This window comes from Vibrio sp. PNB23_22_6 (assembly GCF_052877535.1).
Genome location: NZ_JBNFXP010000002.1, coordinates 84114 through 100172 on the forward strand (window position 1 = coordinate 84114; position 16059 = coordinate 100172).

Sequence of the window (16059 nt, forward strand, 5' to 3'; positions counted from 1 at the left end):
AGAAATGTCTATGCCAATCTATCCAGTTGTCGCTTTTTGCTGCTTGCTATTCTCTAGCGTAAGCTTTGCCGCGACCACCAACGACCTCCATCTAATCCACACGAATGTCGGCTATGCGGCTCTGGCTTTCTTTACCATCGCTTATATTTTAGTCATGCTGGAAGAGTACTTGCAGATGCGGAAGTCAAAACCCGTACTGCTCGCAGCGGGATTGATCTGGATTCTGATCGGTTATACCTTCGCTAAAAACAACCAAGCCGATGTGGCAAAAGCCGCACTAGAGCACAACCTACTCGAATACGCCGAGCTATTGTTGTTCCTATTAGTTGCAATGACGTATATCAATGCGATGGAAGAGCGAAGGCTGTTTGATGCCCTACAGGCATGGATGATTGGCAAGGGTTTCGATTTTAAAAAATTATTCTGGATCACCGGTGGATTAGCTTTCGTTATTTCGCCAATCGCAGATAACCTCACCACCGCCTTATTGATGTGTGCAGTCGTCATCAAAGTCTCTGGTGATAACCCTCGCTTTGTTAACCTTGCCTGCATCAACATAGTCATTGCCGCCAACGCGGGCGGCGCATTCAGCCCCTTTGGCGATATCACCACACTCATGGTCTGGCAAGCCGGCCACGTAAACTTTATCGAGTTTCTTCCCCTATTCGTGCCCTCATTGGTTAACTACGTGATACCTGCGTTTATCATGTCAATGTTTGTACCAAATACTAAGCCAAGCACTGTACATGAGCACATCGAGCTCAAGCGTGGCGCACGACGCATCGTTGGCTTGTTCATCTTGACGATCTCAACGGCAGTGGCATTCCATGCCGTACTACACTTCCCTCCGGTAATAGGCATGATGATGGGCTTAGCATATCTGCAGTTCTTCGGTTATTTCTTGAGGAAAACCCTCAAGCAGTCTCTAACTAAAAAAGCCGCATTAGCGATTGCCAATGGTGATGACTATGCCTTAAGGCGTTTAGGGTCTGTCGTTCCATTTGATGTATTTCACCGTGTTGCCCGCGCCGAGTGGGACACCTTACTGTTCTTTTATGGCGTTGTAATGTGTGTTGGGGGATTGAGTTTACTTGGCTACCTCGAACTGGTTTCTAACGTGATGTACACCGAGTGGAATCCAATTTGGGCAAATGTGATGGTGGGTATTCTGTCCGCTATCGTGGATAACATTCCGGTGATGTTTGCCGTTTTGACCATGGAGCCAACCATGTCAATGGGTAACTGGCTATTAGTGACGTTAACTGCCGGTGTGGGTGGTAGTTTACTGTCCATCGGCTCAGCGGCCGGTGTCGCACTCATGGGGGCGGCGCGTGGACAATACACCTTCTTCGGCCACCTAAAGTGGGCTCCGGTCATCGCACTGGGTTATGCCGCCAGTATCGCAGTGCATTTGTGGATGAATGGCAACCTGTTCACCTAAACAATGCAACCTAACATCTGGTGGGTGGTTCGCGCCACCCATCGCCACCAGCCTTACTGTGTAAAGTATGTTAAACAGTTAACATCGATGCAATTTGGGCGAAATACTCGACATTGGTCACTTTTCACGACACTTTATTCAGCGATTTATCACTCTTTGGTTGGCCTTTTGCTAACCGCACCCGCTTTGGTTGCCTGTTTGCTTCCAATTCGGGTTTAAAACCAAGGAAAATATTTTTATGGATAAAGATCATAGCCTAAGAGAGAACCTCTTGGCCTTGACGCTCGGCAGCGCGTTGGTGTCATTGGGGGTTATCTTCTTCAGCAAAGTGGGGTTACTTACTGGCGGTACCGCTGGCTTGGCCATCTTTCTCACCAAAATAAGTGATTTTAGTTTTGGTCAGGTGTTCTTCGCTCTTAATCTACCTTTCTACATTTTGTCTGTGATGCGCATGGGATGGCGTTTTACCATCAACACGTTTATTGCGGTTTCAATCGTGTCGGTTGCGGTAGACCACCTGCATCATGTGATTGAGATTTCAAGAATCGAACCCATTTACGCCGCCTTATTGGGTGGAGGCTTAATAGGTATTGGAATGCTCGTTATTTTCCGCCACAAGATGAGCCTAGGAGGGTTCAACATCTTGGCGCTATACCTACAAGAGCACTTTAACATCCGGGCGGGTAAAGTTCAGATGGCGCTAGATTGTACTATCGTGGTGATTTCACTGTTCATTGTTGATGTCTACCTTATTGCACTTTCAATATTGGGCGCGATTGCGACTAACCTAATTCTGGCGATGAACCACAAGCCCGGACGTTATCAGCCAAAACCTCAAACAGCATAAACATTAAACGTAATAGCCCCGGACTTGAACCGGGGCTATTTTTATTCTGGCGCGGGTTTAAGCTAACGTTGAATTAACGCAGTATTGCTGCATATCAAGCCCCAATTGCTGCTTATTGATTTGACTAAGGTGATAATGCACTAACATCAGCAAGTCATTAGCACAAAAGAGTTCAAATGCATCTCCACCATTGTGTTGGCAAATCTCTTCACAACGCTCAGCATGGATTTTGGCTTTCTTAGGCTCGCCCGCCTTAAGTAAACTCATCGCGAGGCGATATTCTGCGCGTTCCTCTTGCATCCAACCACCGGCAACTTTCCAATACTCTAGCGCCAATGCTGCCGCTTCAAGCATGTGCTGAATTTGCGTCGCAGTGCGCTCAGAAAGCTCTTCATACTGACATGCGAGGTTGTTTCCAGTAATCGCAATAGAACGCGCCAGTGGCTCTGCTACGCTGCCTGAATTAAGTCCAGATACCGCTTTTGTTAACCATTCGCTGGCTTGTTGCAGTTTGTTCATAGCCGATAGTTCGTTGGCGATTTGAGCAAACACGCGGCGCTGGTCGACCTCAGCCAATAACGCCATGCCAGTATCACTGCCATCAAAAAAATACTGCGCTACCGATTTCGCGCGCTGGCGAGCAAGACACTCAGTTGCGACGCCATTTTCTAGCTTATCGAGGCTGGTAATAAACTGCTTGGGGTCGTTTAAATGACCAACCGAAGTATGCAGCATCAATGGCAAAATACGCTCGGCGTGATTGGCGTCCTCCACCTCTCCTAACGCATGCTCCAGTTGGTTGTAGACCAGCTCTGGCTCGGCTTCATGCTGCTGCCAACTCTGGTTGATGAATGCATCAAAATCCGTTTTGAAAGACATGCTCTTGTTATCCCTATTGATTACTCTGGATTGCTGTGTTTATAGATGGCTCCCACCCTACATAAAATTTAGACAAATACGGTAAACCTTGCTGAATTCTGAGAATCGCTTCACTTAAAGCGGTGTGCCTTGCTCTAAAGCTAATAAACGTTGTTTGCGCTCAACCCCACCCGCATAACCAGTAAGCTTGCCACTTTTACCAATCACACGATGGCACGGCACCACAATCGAGATGGGATTCTTGCCATTGGCAAGCCCTACCGCACGCACCGCTTTCGAATTGCCGATCGCATTAGCTAAGTCCTGGTAACTCCACGTTTCACCATAAGGTATCGTCGTGAGCGCATGCCAAACTTGAGTCTGAAACTCTGTTCCTGTCGCGGCTAATGGCAAATCAAATTCATTACGCAGGCCAGAAAAATACTCATCCAACTGAGTCCTGGTTAGGCTTAATACTGGGCATTGATCGTCGCGCTCCCCTAGGCTGTCTGGCTTGGTGGTACAGGTTTCAAACCAGATCCCCAACAAACCTTGGCCATTCGCTTGAATGGTCACCATGCCTAACGGGCTTGGCATTATCGTATAACGTGATTTCATGATTGATTCCATAAATGAAACGTGGCGTAACTTCCCCAAGGTGAAGCGGTGTGGGCGTTCAATGAGGGATAATACGGCATGGCTTTCTTGACCACTAAGTCTTTATCTAAAAAACAATCCGGCTGAGACTGGCCACGCAACTGCGCATAACTGACCGTCCAAGGTCCAATACCTTTCAACTCAAGCCACTGCTGCGGATCAGCGTCAGGGTGACTCTGAACAAAATGAGCAAAGCGTGTCAGCGTGTCCTTTCGACTTTGCGGCATACGTAAAAAACTCATATCCGCCTTTGCGATTGCGGTGGGTGTCGGGAAATAACGGAACGATTCGCCATCACTTAACGTTGCCACCAGCAAATTAAGTTGGCTTATGGCCGCTTTCACCGACACCTGCTGACCCAAAATCGCTCGCACGCCCGCTTCCCAAGCACTCCATACCCCCGGAATACGAAGACCTCGGGTGGTAACCAGACCTGGGGCTATGTAATCTAGGTGTTGCTCCACACTATATATGTCCACATCCAAATCGAACATTCGTCGTACACCAGACACGAGATTTTGCAGTTTAGATACCTCCTCGATTTCAAACACCATCTCAAGGTAACCTTCCCTTTGAGACATTTGCAACCATGCCTTCCCACCGCCGAGCTGCAAGGTTCTTTGATAACAATCACCCGTCACTAACTCCACGCCTTCTATGGCACGTAGGCGATAAAAATCCAGCATGTGCGGCCAGTTCAACTCACCTCGATACGGTAACGCGATCCGGTTCGTCCCTACCCCACCCAACTTTTTGCGCTTCACCTGAGAAGGTGTCAGTTTGAGGATCTTTTTAAAGGCATCATTAAAGCGGCGCGTACTATGAAACCCCGCAGCAAAACCAACATCTGCCACTGACATCGAACTCGAGTGCAACAGTTGCTTAGCAAACATCAATTGTTGGTATTGCGCGTATTGCTTCGGTGACAGGCCAAGATATTGCTCGAATAACATGCGTAAATATCGATCTGATATGCCAAGCCGACCCGCTAGGTTTGCCAGCGATTGTTGATGCAACTCACCGCTATCGATCATATTGATCGCCCGTTGAAAAGTGGTTTCAACCCCTTTCCACGCCCAAGATCCCGGCGCACTGTCTGGCCGACAACGCAAACACGGACGGTAACCAGCCTTAAGAGCCTGCGTTTTATCTGTGAAATACTCCACATTCTCTTCTTTAGGCAAATTGGCTGGACAAATTGGGCGACAGAAGATTCCCGTGGTTTTGACCGCAACGTAGAAGCAACCGTCAAAACGACGATCACGGGCCATACGCGCCTTTTGGCACTGTGCAAAGGTCAGCGATGTATGAGGATGAATAAACATAGTGCAACCCTAGCGAATGCATTCTGTTGTTGATGAACTTAGCCCTTCCATTGGCTGAGTAGACATGACTTGATTTTAGAACGTACCGTTAAAGCAAGTTAGCCATTTTCGGAAATCAATATTGAGAAATTTTTGCATTAGTGAATCTGTGCACTAAATTTAGAATCAGAATAACACAACAACGTCAGCTAAAAGGAATTGGCATGGACTTACACACTTGCGTCATTGTACTAAAAAATCAAAAGGTGATTACTAGCAAATCGGTAGAGCACTCGATAGGAATCATTGAGCGCGACTCTGATAAGGAAATTTCAGAGATTCAAATCAACACAACGGATGGTGAGAAGATCAGAACTTACCACTACAACTGCGTAGAGGCTTCGCTTGAAAGCTTAATGAACCTTTAAGCCTCCCAGTTCCATCAGTTGAATATCAACGGGCGCCGTTCGCGGCGTTCTTTTTCATCAAAACATGATGCCAAGTACTCACACCACCAAACAATCAATCTCTTCCAAACCATGGATTTATTGCACCGCATTCCTCTAGCGTGCCGGGCTAACCGAGCGCCGACATAAGTAACGTGTTCGAGTTTTTTGAATGAGAACATCGAATAGCGACGATGTTTTCTTACGTCAGCCCCTCCTACACTGATTAGAATAACAAGGGAGTCCTTACTCTCCGCTAACGGAACCATGAGATTGCGCCAAACTGAGGCGAGGAGACGATTATGATTACAGTAAGGCACGCCGATGACCGAGGTCGTGCGAGTTATGGCTGGCTAAACAGCAAACACACATTCTCTTTCGGCAACTATTACGATCCACAGCATATGGGTTTTTCTGCATTGCGAGTGATTAATGATGACATCGTACAACCTAACGCCGGGTTCGATACACACGGTCATCAGGATATGGAAATCATCAGCTATGTACTGGAAGGGGAGATTGCGCACAAAGACAGTGAGGGTAACGTTCAAACACTATCCGCAGGTGAATTCCAACTGATGTCGGCTGGCACAGGGATTTATCATAGCGAGTACAACGCGTCAAATACTAGCACGCTACGTTTTTTACAGATTTGGATTGAGCCAAACACATTTGGCAATAGGCCTAGCTATCAGCAAAAGAATTTTAGTCGTAAGTCAGGGCTCACCAGCATTGTGACGCCCACTGGAGAAGGCGATAGTCTGCGCATCAAACAAGATGCAAGTTTGCACCAATTAATTCTACCACCGCACTCGCAGCTCAGCGTTAGCATCCAATCCGGAAGAAATCTATATGTACATCAAGTCGAAGGAGAACTGGAAATCGACAATACCTCATTGTCGGGCGGAGATGGCGCTAAAGTTGAAAAGCAAGATATGGTGACGTTTCGCAATGATTCTGCTTGGCCTGCCACTGCACTGGTCTTTGACTTGCCGTAACTTTTGATTTAGTGGATATACCCAAGTAAACTCGAGATGCTTGGTTCAGCAAGAATGACTTGGGTATATAGCATCAATACAGAAAGCCCTCTCGCAAAACACTAAAGGGCTTTTATGATTTTTTTGCGCCACATAACCAGCACTATTCGTCTACTGGCAATTCTGCGATTTGCTGCAAGCTGTAAGCGGTCAACGGATCAATTTCTTTTACGATGTCTTCGACCTGTTTAATCGCCTCTACCGACGAGCTCGCTTTACGGTAGCTTAAATAGATAGGTCGACACCAGTTGTCAACACCCGTCACCTTATGAAGCTGACCGTTTATAATAAACGGCTCTACAAGTGATGCTGGTAGGTAAGCGCTACCGCCTTTCTCTAATACGAAATCGAGAGCAATACGAGCGGTCGAAGTGCGTAGGTAGGGCGCAGGGATCTTCGGATGGCGTTCTGCGTGCTCTGACGCAAAGCGTGTGCCCCAATCGACATAAACGTATTTCTTTTCAAATACCGTTTCAATCGAATCTGCCTGAGTGGACACTAAAACCAATACCACATCAGCAACTTTTTTACAGTTCAGCTCATCCGCTTTAATTTGGTCAAAAGCAAACGCCATATCGAGTGTACGCTCAAGCAAACTACGACTTAGCATCTCACGCCCCATCACCTCGGCCATAAAACCGTAACCGCCAAATGAATCCGTGACAACGCTTAAACAGTTTTGCAAATACGCATCCCAAATATTTGGCGTACCGCCCATGGTCAGCTGTAAGGCCTTACCGTCCTCTAGCGACAATTCAAGTTTGGCTTGCTGCAATGTGGTGACCATAACCTCCGCATAATTAATTAAACGCTCACCTGCAGAGGTCAATTTAATGTTATTTCGATCACGAATAAACAACTGTGTATCAAAATAACTTTCCAGTTGTTTGATTCGAGCGCTCACTGCCGCTTGCGTAATATATAAGTTTTCAGCAGCTCGTCCGAAGTGCCGAACCTTTGCCAACTCTAAAAATGTTCGAAAGACCTTTACATCCATAAACCATCTCCTGGTTAATATAAAACCAGATTAACAATTAATTAAAATCGTGACGACAAAAAAATTTTGTTTTTCTTTTTTTTACTTTGAGCCTAATTTTTGCCGTAATTCACCACATTCATCAATAACGGTTACAGAGGCTGTTGATATGTCTGACACTGAATTTCGTCATGGCAAAAAACGTTTTTACGACAACGTCAAATTCCCACGCGGCTTTGCAAAGTCTGGCGATTTTACTCTTTCAGAAGAGGAAATCCTAACAATTTATGGGGATACTATGCTCGGCTTGGAGTCTGGCGAGCTATCACCAGAGAATAACGAAGAGAAACACTTCGTTAAAGTTCTCGAAAACCCAGGCAAAGCAAAAACGAAAATAGAGCGTACTTGGTTGAAATACACCCAACTTGCTCGTGGTCGCAAGAGATTCCATACGCTTAATGGCCGTACCAAACCTGAAGCGACTGACGACTATGCAGAAGAGACATTGGCTGAAGACGATTAAAAGAATAAAACCCGCCTCAGCTAATTTAGCTTGACCGAAGAATCATTCACTATAAAGAATGACGTAAAAACAGTTCTTCTCAAAAAGCCCGAAGGAGTCTCCCTTAAGGGCTTTTTCTATTTGTATCCCACAAAACTCTCGATGCTACTTAGTCAGCATCGCTACTTTTTTCAGAAAGCTCTCTTTCAAATGCTCTTGGTCGTATTCCAAACGGTAAGTATTATGAAACCCGATCTTCAATTCCACCCCATTACCTCGTAGAAACACGTTATAACCATCATAATCAGAAAACGCTTCGATTCCTTCGTAAATTTTGCCAAATTCAGTCGGACTACCGTTATTCATCACACATTCATAAGCCTGTAGCACTTTAGCCGGATCTATTTCATTTTTCATTGCAAGCCCCTCAACAGTCTACACAACCTAAGTATGGTTAAGGAAATAACGCCACGCCATGTTGTGCTATGCGCGAGATCATACTTTACAAACTCCCCTTTTAGATTCTGCACTTGTTGCGGTGTTCTCAGCAAAAAAATCAATTCTTCAAATACGATTTTTGATTTAGGGCTACGAGTTCTACAAGTCACTCCCGCAAGCGGCATCATTCGAGCTGAACTACACACCTTAAGGCGACTTGAAGAAACTTAATTCAAGGCCTAAATTTTACCTATTCGCCAACGACCTCATGGCGCAATCGCATAGAACATAAAACATAGGCAAACGTCAAAACTGCTGACAAAAACCGCACTGGTTAAAGAAAAAGCAAATTTTTGACCTAAAACAATAGCAGTTCCTTACCACTTATTTTATAATGCGAATTAATGTTTCAAAACATCTTAAATTCCAATAACTAGGGGCACAAAATGAGACTTATCCCGTTAGCTCAAGCAGCACAAGTTGGCAAGTGGGCAGCAGCACACATCGCTAAGCGCATCAACGATTTCAAACCAACAGCTGAGCGTCCGTTCGTTCTGGGTCTACCTACTGGTGGCACTCCTCTAGCAACTTACAAAGCACTGATCGAACTTTACCAAGCTGGCGAAGTAAGCTTCGAGCACGTTGTGACTTTCAACATGGATGAGTACATCGGTATTCCTGCAGATCACCCAGAGTCATACCGCTCTTTCATGTACAACAACTTCTTCAACCATGTGAACATCCAAGAAGCAAACATCAACCTACTGGATGGTAATGCTGAAAATCACGAAGCGGAATGCCAACGCTACGAAGATAAAATCAAGTCATACGGCAAGATCAACCTATTCATGGGCGGCGTGGGTAACGACGGTCATATCGCATTCAACGAACCAGCATCTTCTCTGTCTTCACGCACTCGCATCAAGACACTAACGGAAGACACTCGTATCGCGAACTCTCGCTTCTTCGATGGCGACATCAACCAAGTTCCTAAATACGCACTAACTATCGGTGTTGGCACGCTACTAGACGCTGAAGAAGTGATGATCCTAGTAACTGGTCACAACAAAGCGCTTGCTCTAGAAGCAGCAGTAGAGGGTTGTGTAAACCACCTATGGACGGTTTCTGCACTTCAACTTCACCCTAAAGCGGTAATCGTTTGTGACGAGCCATCACAACAAGAGCTAAAAGTGAAAACTGTTAAGTACTTCTCTGAGCTAGAAGCGGAAAATATCAAAGGTTTCTAATCCCTAGGGTTACACTGAGATAAGCGCTAAAAATACAAAACCCGTGAACATTCACGGGTTTTTTCGTTTCTGGGCAGGGTTAAAATGAAAAGCTAATAAGCTTGAATACCAAACAAGCGTAAACGTTTCGGCAACACCTCATCCAACTTGTCTAATTCACTCGATTCAACCTCAATCAGGTTAAAATAGTGCTGCTCATAAACCACGCGGATCTTCTCTCGCTCAGCTTCGGACATCTCGCCCGTATCGCTGCCCCAAAACTGCAAGTAAACTTTGCCACTGGGCAAATAGAAGTCACTCGTCACATCTTGGTCAATCGGCAACTGACGTTCATAAGCGTGCACCACACCCGCCAGATACAACCAGTTGTCGATCAGTAACTCACCTTTGGAACGCACATAGTGACCATCCAAAGTGCGGTGCTTGGCTTCAAATTTTTGACGAAAGCTGGAATAGGACTTATCGGTAGCATGGGACTCCGCATCTTGACCTAAAAACTCCACCACAGACTGCTTCAATCGCTTGTTACGTAATACAACATCATGCCACACAACAAAGGTGTTCTGTGACGCTTTATCGGCTCTCTGTTGCCCTCCAGCGCGTATTCCAGCCTCTGTCAGAATCCATCCCTCTTCAGATTTGCTAATCCACCCTAATTCGCTCAGTAATTGATTCATTCGCTTCGCATTAAGATTTAGTTTGTCACCAAGTTGTGTCGCGCTGTAGGTTTTACCAGAGGAGATGGCAAGTTCTATGTGCAAGTTGATCGGCCAGACGATGAACTGTCCAAATTTAGGGTGATCGACATACTCGCCGCCGAACTTGGCGCCCTCTTCGGTCAAAGTCCATTTGTCACCTTGGCGAACAAGGTAACCAGCACGTTTCAGATCGGCAAACAACAGCTTCACTTCTATCTTACGCATTTTTGCTAATGCCGATGTCGATACTTTTTCAGACACGATTCATGCCTCCTGCAGCTGTTGATGGTGTCAATCTTGATATTAACGCATTGATTTCATTGCTTGAAGCAACAATAGAATAGATTGCCAAGAGGCCACAAAAAAAGCCAGTCGGTGACGACTGGCTTTTTATGTAAGTGCAGGATGTTTATTTGATGAAAGAGATACAACCTTGCAGAATCACTAGATTCACGATGTCGATAAAGAACGCCCCGACAATTGGCACCACCATGAATGCTTGTGGCGACGGGCCAAAACGGTTGACGATCGACCCCATGTTCATTACCGCCGTTGGCGTAGCACCCAAGCCAAAGCCACAGTGTCCACTCGCGATCACCGCTGCGTCATAGTTGCTACCCATCACACGGAATGTCACGTAATAAGCGAATACTGCGAGAATCACCGACTGAACCGCCAAGATGATCAAGAACGGAATCGCAAGGTCAAAGATATTCCACAACTTCAAGCTCATCAACGCCATCGCTAAGAACAGTGACAAAGAAACGGTACCCAGAATATCCACGGTCTCTACGTCCACTTTGCGCACTTTGGTCACTTCCATAGTATTGGTGATCACGACGCCAATAAACAATGCATAAACGAAATCGGGGATGGTCAGCCATTTAATACCTAGCGAGCCTACCCAATCGCCAACGTAACCAGCCCCCGTCACACACAACAAAATGATTGAGAGTCCCTCGACCACTTTTTTTGCAGTCACACGGTCTTCTTCGTGCTCGTTGTACGTCACCAACTCCGGGAAACGTTCATGCGTTTGGTTGGTGTGACCATATGCCGACTCAAGGTTGCGCTTTTCAATCAAACGCTGCGCTACTGGGCTACCAATAATACCGCCAACGACTAAACCAAACGTCGCAGATGCCATGGCGACTTCAAGCACGTTGTGTAAACCATACATGTCCTGAAAGGTTTGCGACCATGCCGCGCCCGTACCATGGCCACCAGAGAGCGTGATAGAACCAGCCATTAAACCCATTAGGGGATCTAACCCCAATGCGGTCGCCAAAGACACGCCTACCGCATTTTGGATAAGGATGTAAACTGAAGCGATCGCTAAGAAGATAAATACCTTCGCGCCGCCTTTGATTAACTGCGTATAGTTCGCAGCCAAACCAACCGTTGCAAAGAACATCAACATGAACGTATTTTGCAATGGCAGGTCAAAAACCAAATCGACACCATTAAAATGCATCATCGTGATCGCGCAAGCGACAATCAATCCACCAACGATGGGTTCGGGAATATTGAACTTTCTCAAAATTGGCAATTTGGTGTTGATAAACTGACCCAAGAACAACACACAGATTGCGACAAGAAACGACTCTTGTGGGCCGACAGAAATGACCTGATTCATAAAACCTCTTTGCTTCCTTTTTCTCATCCGATGAGTAACAACTCATCATTTGAGCGGCATTTAGGCAGGTCAGAGTGCCTATTGAATATTCTGTTGGCTACCGTAAAGAATCATTGAATTCTCAACAAATAAGAAATGCACTAACATGACTTGATGCAAATTCTCACCCAGTGATAAATAAGCACAAAGCATCAATCTTCGATAATAAAATGATTAAGAAAGCATCGCTTCTCAACCGATGAGAAGAGGTGGTCTTCATACAAGACACAGCGCCGCTAAAACCCGGAATTGACGTCACAACTTTCTTCTGTTTCGCCGAATACAAACGATTATCCCCAAGTAAGATCGAAAGCCTTTTTCCCTTAATCAAGAAGAGTACGTACAACAAAATGATCACGTCAGACAAAAAACTAAAGTGCCTTTAGGACGTAAAAGCTATGATCTACTTGTAGATAATAAACGAGTAGAGTAGAAACAGGGCCTGACGTACTCGTCACTCAACAAATTCATCCAACCACTCAACTATTTAAAGGTCTCTAATGAGTGCACTAGTCAGTGTAAAACATGTCTCCAAGCAATATCGGCAGCAAGGTGAAACGCTGCAAGATGTCAGTTTTGAATTGCGAGCAGGCCAGGTACTAGGGCTTCTTGGTCACAATGGTGCTGGTAAATCGACCTTAATCAATGCCCTGCTGGGAGCGCTCGAATATCAAGGTACCATTCGAATCAACGGGTATGAGCCTATTATGCAGCGCGATAAGGTAATGCAAAACTTATCGTACATATCAGATGTCAGTGTATTGCCAGATTGGATGACGGTCGCACAACTGTTCAGCTATACCGAAGGTGTCCACTCAGGTTTCAATCGCCATAAAGCCGATGCGCTTTTACGTGAAACCAATATCAAGTCACGGACTCGTATTAAAGCGCTGTCGAAAGGTATGAAGGTACAACTGCATCTCGCGTTAGTGATTGCCACCAACACACAAATTCTCATTCTGGATGAACCTACCCTGGGTTTGGACTTAGTCTATCGTGATACGTTTTATCGCCACTTATCGGAATGGATCCAAGGTGGCGAGCGCATATTGATCATCACCAGTCATGAAGTATCGGAGATTGAGCATCTGCTAACAGACGTGCTGATACTTAAGCAAGGACGTACGATCCTACAATCGTCGATGAATACGATAAGTGAAGATTACCTCATTGTGGAAGCGCGCGATGAACACCGCGCACAAATTGAAGCGATGCAGCCACTCTCTTCACAAAAATGCCTCGGTGCCACCAAATGGCTGTTATCTTCAAAGTATGCCGAACAAGCGGAAAGACTTGGCGAAATTCGTGACGTTAAGTTAGCGGATCTATTTTTAGCCTTACAGAAGGAAGTATCATGATGCGCTCTACTGTCGCCATGTTACGTAAAGAGTGGTTAGAAAACCCTCTCGTCTGGCGTGTACCTCTGTTTATGTTTGTCTGTAGCCTATTACTGTTTGTTGGCGTCATGAACAACACTCCCCTGCAGCACAACCTCTTTTTTCAAATGAGCTTTAGTGGTGACGCAGATGAGTTCAGCATAGCCCTCGGCGATGACATTAACCGACTCATCGCGGGCGTGGTGGGTCTGATATCCATCCTGCTTGGCACTCAATACTTCCCGAGAACCCTACATAAAGAGCGTTCAGAGGGCAGCATCATGTTCTGGCGTAGCATGCCAGTCAGCGATATTAAAACTCATCTAGTGAAGCTAACGTTTGGTTTACTGGTGATCCCGTTAGTCTGTTCCACCTTGGTCTTTACCGCTGATTTCATGCTGTGGTTATTGAAGTTCTCCACTGAGCACCAGTTAACATCACTATTCCATCAAGCATCGTTGAGTGATGTGTGGTTGAATTGGGTTGAATTTCTTCTGCGTATGACGCTGGCTGGCATTCTGCTGTTACCGTTTGCATTAACCGCAATGGCCATTTCTCAGAAAGTAAACTCGCCACTAGTGATCATGCTCATCGCAATTTACACCTTACGTTGGATGCCCATTGCTCTATTTGGTTACCATGGCTTAGATCAGTTCTTCTCTGAAATGTTCTATCTCCCTTTGTACGCGATCATTGCGCCGCATCCATTGGCGACCATCCAAGAGGCGGGATGGACGAATATCGGCATTTATGCTTTTTTGGGTATGTTAGCTTGGACCGCCAACCTCAAGTTTAGCCGGACCGTTCGGTGATTTAACCTAAGCTGGGGATAATCTAAAAAAAACGGCCACAACTTGTGTTGTAGCCGTTTTTTTAGGTTGGTCTCAGTCTACCCAAGGAATGAAATATAACCCTGTAGAATGATTAAGTTGACGATGTCGATAAAGAACGCTCCAACAATCGGCACCACCATAAACGCCTGTGGTGAAGGACCGAAGCGGTTAACGATAGAGCCCATATTCATGACCGCCGTTGGCGTCGCACCCAAACCAAAACCACAATGACCACCAGCGATCACCGCTGCGTCATAGTTGCTGCCCATCACCTTGAAGGTGACGTAGTAAGTGAAGATTGCCAGAATCACCGACTGTATGCCAAGAATCACCAAGAATGGGATCGCCAAGTCAAAGATGTTCCACAGTTTTAGACTCATCAATGCCATCGCTAGGAACAAAGACAGCGATACCGTACCTAACATATCAACGGTTTCTGCATCCAGACTACGAATCTTGGTGACTTCCAAGAAGTTTGTAATGATCACACCAATGAATAACGCATACACGAAATCAGGGATCATCAACCATTGGATCTCGAATGTGCTCACCCACTGCTCTACGTACTTAGCGCCAGTGACACAAATCAATAGGAAGAACAATTTCTCGACCACTTTTTTAGCGGTAACTTTATCTTCTTCGTACTCGTTGTACGTCACCAATTCTGGAAATTTCTCGTGAGTCTTAGAGCCGCGACCATATTCCGATTCAAGATTATTTTTTTCTACAAGACGCTGTGCCACCGGACTACCGATGATACCGCCCATGATCAAACCAAAGGTAGCCGATGCCATGGCGATTTCCAACACATTATGAAGTCCATACACATCTTGGAAAGTCTGTGACCACGCCGCCCCTGTACCGTGACCACCCGATAGCGTAATCGAACCCGCGATCAGCCCCATCAGAGGATCCAACCCCAGTGCCGCAGCCAATGACACACCGACACCGTTTTGAATAATAACGTAGAACGAGGCAACGGCTAAGAAAATGAAAACCTTCGCGCCACCTTTCATTAACTGAGTGTAATTTGCTGCCAAACCGACCGTCGCGAAGAACATCAGCATGAATGTATTTTGTAACGGCAAGTCGAACTGTAAGTCGATACCGTTGAAATGAAGAGCAGTAATGATACAGGCAACAAGCAAGCCACCTACAATCGGCTCAGGTATGTTGAACTTCTTTAAGATCGGTAGCTTGGCATTAATGAAATGCCCTAGGAAAAGCACACTGATTGCAACCAAAAAGGACTCCAGTGCGCCCACAGATATTAAATGATTCATATCGCCTCTTATTATTGTTCTCTTCATCCTCCGTAATGATTGAGTGTTAGTTTAACCTTAGTTCAATAGCAAATTTTCTCGCTATATTTCTACGAAAATACTCAAAAGGTTGTGTTAATGCGCCTTAGGCTAGTTCCAGGGACGGTCGTTAAGCGATGTTCTGATTTACGCGCTATCCGCAAGCCCTAAAATGTAAAAGGAGCCTATTCAGCTCCTTCTATGCCCTTAGCATCGACAAAAATGATGGTACGTCGCGATGGGTATCGTGTTGTGAGTATGTCCGAGTGACACTTTTCTGAACCGCTATCGGGCTCCCTGACTTAAACAGAAAGTGATCATAATGACTATTGAGCAACGTTTCTTCCCGTCATAACGCATAGAGTGCCTAACATGGCGCTCTAGCATCTGGGTTTGCTTGTTCCCATCGTAGTACTCTGACTC

The 16059-nt window shown here is 45.8% G+C and carries 16 protein-coding genes; 8 read left to right on the top strand and 8 right to left on the bottom strand.

The features are described 5' to 3' along the window. Positions 1–10 precede the first annotated feature (10 nt). Complete coding sequence (gene nhaD / locus ACVA54_RS02160; protein ID WP_099078427.1) at positions 11–1441, top strand: sodium:proton antiporter NhaD; 1431 nt, start codon at positions 11–13, stop codon at positions 1439–1441. Positions 1442–1679: 238 nt separating this feature from the next. Beyond that, positions 1680–2288, top strand: a complete 609-nt coding sequence (locus ACVA54_RS02165; protein WP_099078428.1) for a YitT family protein — start codon at positions 1680–1682, stop codon at positions 2286–2288. A gap of 57 nt (positions 2289–2345) precedes the next feature. Here the strand turns inward: ACVA54_RS02165 and ACVA54_RS02170 are convergent, their stop codons facing one another. The 3 genes from ACVA54_RS02170 to ACVA54_RS02180 form a co-directional block, all read right to left on the bottom strand. Next, positions 2346–3167 (bottom strand): hypothetical protein, encoded by an 822-nt coding sequence (locus ACVA54_RS02170; RefSeq protein WP_099078429.1) that lies wholly within the window; start codon positions 3165–3167, stop codon positions 2346–2348. Positions 3168–3281: 114 nt separating this feature from the next. Further along, positions 3282–3764, bottom strand: a complete 483-nt coding sequence (locus ACVA54_RS02175; protein WP_446642214.1) for a methylated-DNA--[protein]-cysteine S-methyltransferase — start codon at positions 3762–3764, stop codon at positions 3282–3284. Further along, positions 3761–5128, bottom strand: coding sequence for a DNA-3-methyladenine glycosylase 2 family protein (locus ACVA54_RS02180; protein ID WP_099078431.1), 1368 nt, complete (start codon positions 5126–5128; stop codon positions 3761–3763). Before ACVA54_RS02180 ends, ACVA54_RS02175 begins: the two co-directional genes overlap by 4 nt. Positions 5129–5331: 203 nt before the next feature. Between ACVA54_RS02180 and ACVA54_RS02185 the strand changes: the two genes are divergently transcribed. Both ACVA54_RS02185 and ACVA54_RS02190 read left to right on the top strand, forming a co-directional pair. Beyond that, a complete protein-coding gene (locus ACVA54_RS02185; RefSeq protein ID WP_099078432.1) occupies positions 5332–5535 on the top strand; it encodes a hypothetical protein in 204 nt (67 codons plus the stop codon). A gap of 320 nt (positions 5536–5855) precedes the next feature. Continuing rightward, positions 5856–6551 carry a pirin family protein gene (locus ACVA54_RS02190; RefSeq protein ID WP_099078433.1) on the top strand — a complete coding sequence of 232 codons (696 nt, stop codon included), beginning with the start codon at positions 5856–5858 and terminating at the stop codon, positions 6549–6551. A gap of 142 nt (positions 6552–6693) precedes the next feature. On the opposite strand, the gene ACVA54_RS02195 is transcribed toward ACVA54_RS02190, so the two are convergent. Further along, positions 6694–7587, bottom strand: coding sequence for a LysR family transcriptional regulator (locus ACVA54_RS02195; RefSeq protein WP_099078434.1), 894 nt, complete (start codon positions 7585–7587; stop codon positions 6694–6696). 148 nt (positions 7588–7735) lie between these two features. Between ACVA54_RS02195 and ACVA54_RS02200 the strand changes: the two genes are divergently transcribed. Further along, the gene (locus ACVA54_RS02200; RefSeq protein ID WP_099078435.1) at positions 7736–8089 is read left to right on the top strand and encodes a DUF413 domain-containing protein; all 354 of its coding nucleotides are present in this window, start codon (positions 7736–7738) and stop codon (positions 8087–8089) included. A gap of 144 nt (positions 8090–8233) precedes the next feature. On the opposite strand, the gene ACVA54_RS02205 is transcribed toward ACVA54_RS02200, so the two are convergent. Then, the gene (locus ACVA54_RS02205) at positions 8234–8485 is read right to left on the bottom strand and encodes a DUF3081 domain-containing protein (protein WP_099078436.1); all 252 of its coding nucleotides are present in this window, start codon (positions 8483–8485) and stop codon (positions 8234–8236) included. 467 nt (positions 8486–8952) lie between these two features. Here ACVA54_RS02205 and nagB point away from each other — a divergent pair, with 467 nt between their 5' ends. Continuing rightward, positions 8953–9753, top strand: a complete 801-nt coding sequence (nagB, locus tag ACVA54_RS02210) for a glucosamine-6-phosphate deaminase (protein WP_099078437.1) — start codon at positions 8953–8955, stop codon at positions 9751–9753. Between the two features lie 92 nt (positions 9754–9845). Here nagB and ACVA54_RS02215 read toward each other — a convergent pair whose 3' ends face one another. Together ACVA54_RS02215 and gltS (ACVA54_RS02220) are read right to left on the bottom strand one after the other, a co-directional pair. Continuing rightward, on the bottom strand, positions 9846–10712 hold the full coding sequence (locus ACVA54_RS02215; RefSeq protein ID WP_099078438.1) for a glycerol kinase: 867 nt from the start codon (positions 10710–10712) through the stop codon (positions 9846–9848). A gap of 148 nt (positions 10713–10860) precedes the next feature. Then, entirely contained in the window at positions 10861–12087 is a 1227-nt protein-coding gene (gltS, locus tag ACVA54_RS02220; protein ID WP_099078439.1) for a sodium/glutamate symporter, read from the bottom strand. Between the two features lie 539 nt (positions 12088–12626). On the opposite strand from gltS (ACVA54_RS02220), the gene ACVA54_RS02225 reads away from it, so the two are divergent. Together ACVA54_RS02225 and ACVA54_RS02230 are read left to right on the top strand one after the other, a co-directional pair. Further along, complete coding sequence (locus ACVA54_RS02225) at positions 12627–13484, top strand: ABC transporter ATP-binding protein (protein ID WP_099078440.1); 858 nt, start codon at positions 12627–12629, stop codon at positions 13482–13484. After that, positions 13484–14314, top strand: a complete 831-nt coding sequence (locus ACVA54_RS02230; protein ID WP_446579246.1) for a hypothetical protein — start codon at positions 13484–13486, stop codon at positions 14312–14314. Before ACVA54_RS02225 ends, ACVA54_RS02230 begins: the two co-directional genes overlap by 1 nt. Before the next feature lie 77 nt (positions 14315–14391). On the opposite strand, the gene gltS (ACVA54_RS02235) is transcribed toward ACVA54_RS02230, so the two are convergent. Beyond that, complete coding sequence (gene gltS, locus ACVA54_RS02235) at positions 14392–15618, bottom strand: sodium/glutamate symporter (protein ID WP_446608619.1); 1227 nt, start codon at positions 15616–15618, stop codon at positions 14392–14394. Positions 15619–16059 lie beyond the last annotated feature (441 nt).

Bases quoted from the DNA above. Each gene is read 5' to 3' on its own strand.
- gltS (WP_446608619.1), bottom strand. From the start codon at position 15,618: ATGAATCATTTAATATCTGTGGGCGCACTGGAGTCCTTTTTGGTTGCA.
- ACVA54_RS02205 (WP_099078436.1), bottom strand. From the start codon at position 8,485: ATGAAAAATGAAATAGATCCGGCTAAAGTGCTACAGGCTTATGAATGT.
- ACVA54_RS02190 (WP_099078433.1), top strand. From the start codon at position 5,856: ATGATTACAGTAAGGCACGCCGATGACCGAGGTCGTGCGAGTTATGGC.
- ACVA54_RS02175 (WP_446642214.1), bottom strand. From the start codon at position 3,764: ATGAAATCACGTTATACGATAATGCCAAGCCCGTTAGGCATGGTGACC.
- nhaD (WP_099078427.1), top strand. From the start codon at position 11: ATGCCAATCTATCCAGTTGTCGCTTTTTGCTGCTTGCTATTCTCTAGC.
- ACVA54_RS02165 (WP_099078428.1), top strand. From the start codon at position 1,680: ATGGATAAAGATCATAGCCTAAGAGAGAACCTCTTGGCCTTGACGCTC.
- nagB (WP_099078437.1), top strand. From the start codon at position 8,953: ATGAGACTTATCCCGTTAGCTCAAGCAGCACAAGTTGGCAAGTGGGCA.
- ACVA54_RS02185 (WP_099078432.1), top strand. From the start codon at position 5,332: ATGGACTTACACACTTGCGTCATTGTACTAAAAAATCAAAAGGTGATT.
- ACVA54_RS02225 (WP_099078440.1), top strand. From the start codon at position 12,627: ATGAGTGCACTAGTCAGTGTAAAACATGTCTCCAAGCAATATCGGCAG.
- ACVA54_RS02195 (WP_099078434.1), bottom strand. From the start codon at position 7,587: ATGGATGTAAAGGTCTTTCGAACATTTTTAGAGTTGGCAAAGGTTCGG.
- ACVA54_RS02200 (WP_099078435.1), top strand. From the start codon at position 7,736: ATGTCTGACACTGAATTTCGTCATGGCAAAAAACGTTTTTACGACAAC.
- ACVA54_RS02180 (WP_099078431.1), bottom strand. From the start codon at position 5,128: ATGTTTATTCATCCTCATACATCGCTGACCTTTGCACAGTGCCAAAAG.
- ACVA54_RS02230 (WP_446579246.1), top strand. From the start codon at position 13,484: ATGCGCTCTACTGTCGCCATGTTACGTAAAGAGTGGTTAGAAAACCCT.
- gltS (WP_099078439.1), bottom strand. From the start codon at position 12,087: ATGAATCAGGTCATTTCTGTCGGCCCACAAGAGTCGTTTCTTGTCGCA.
- ACVA54_RS02170 (WP_099078429.1), bottom strand. From the start codon at position 3,167: ATGTCTTTCAAAACGGATTTTGATGCATTCATCAACCAGAGTTGGCAG.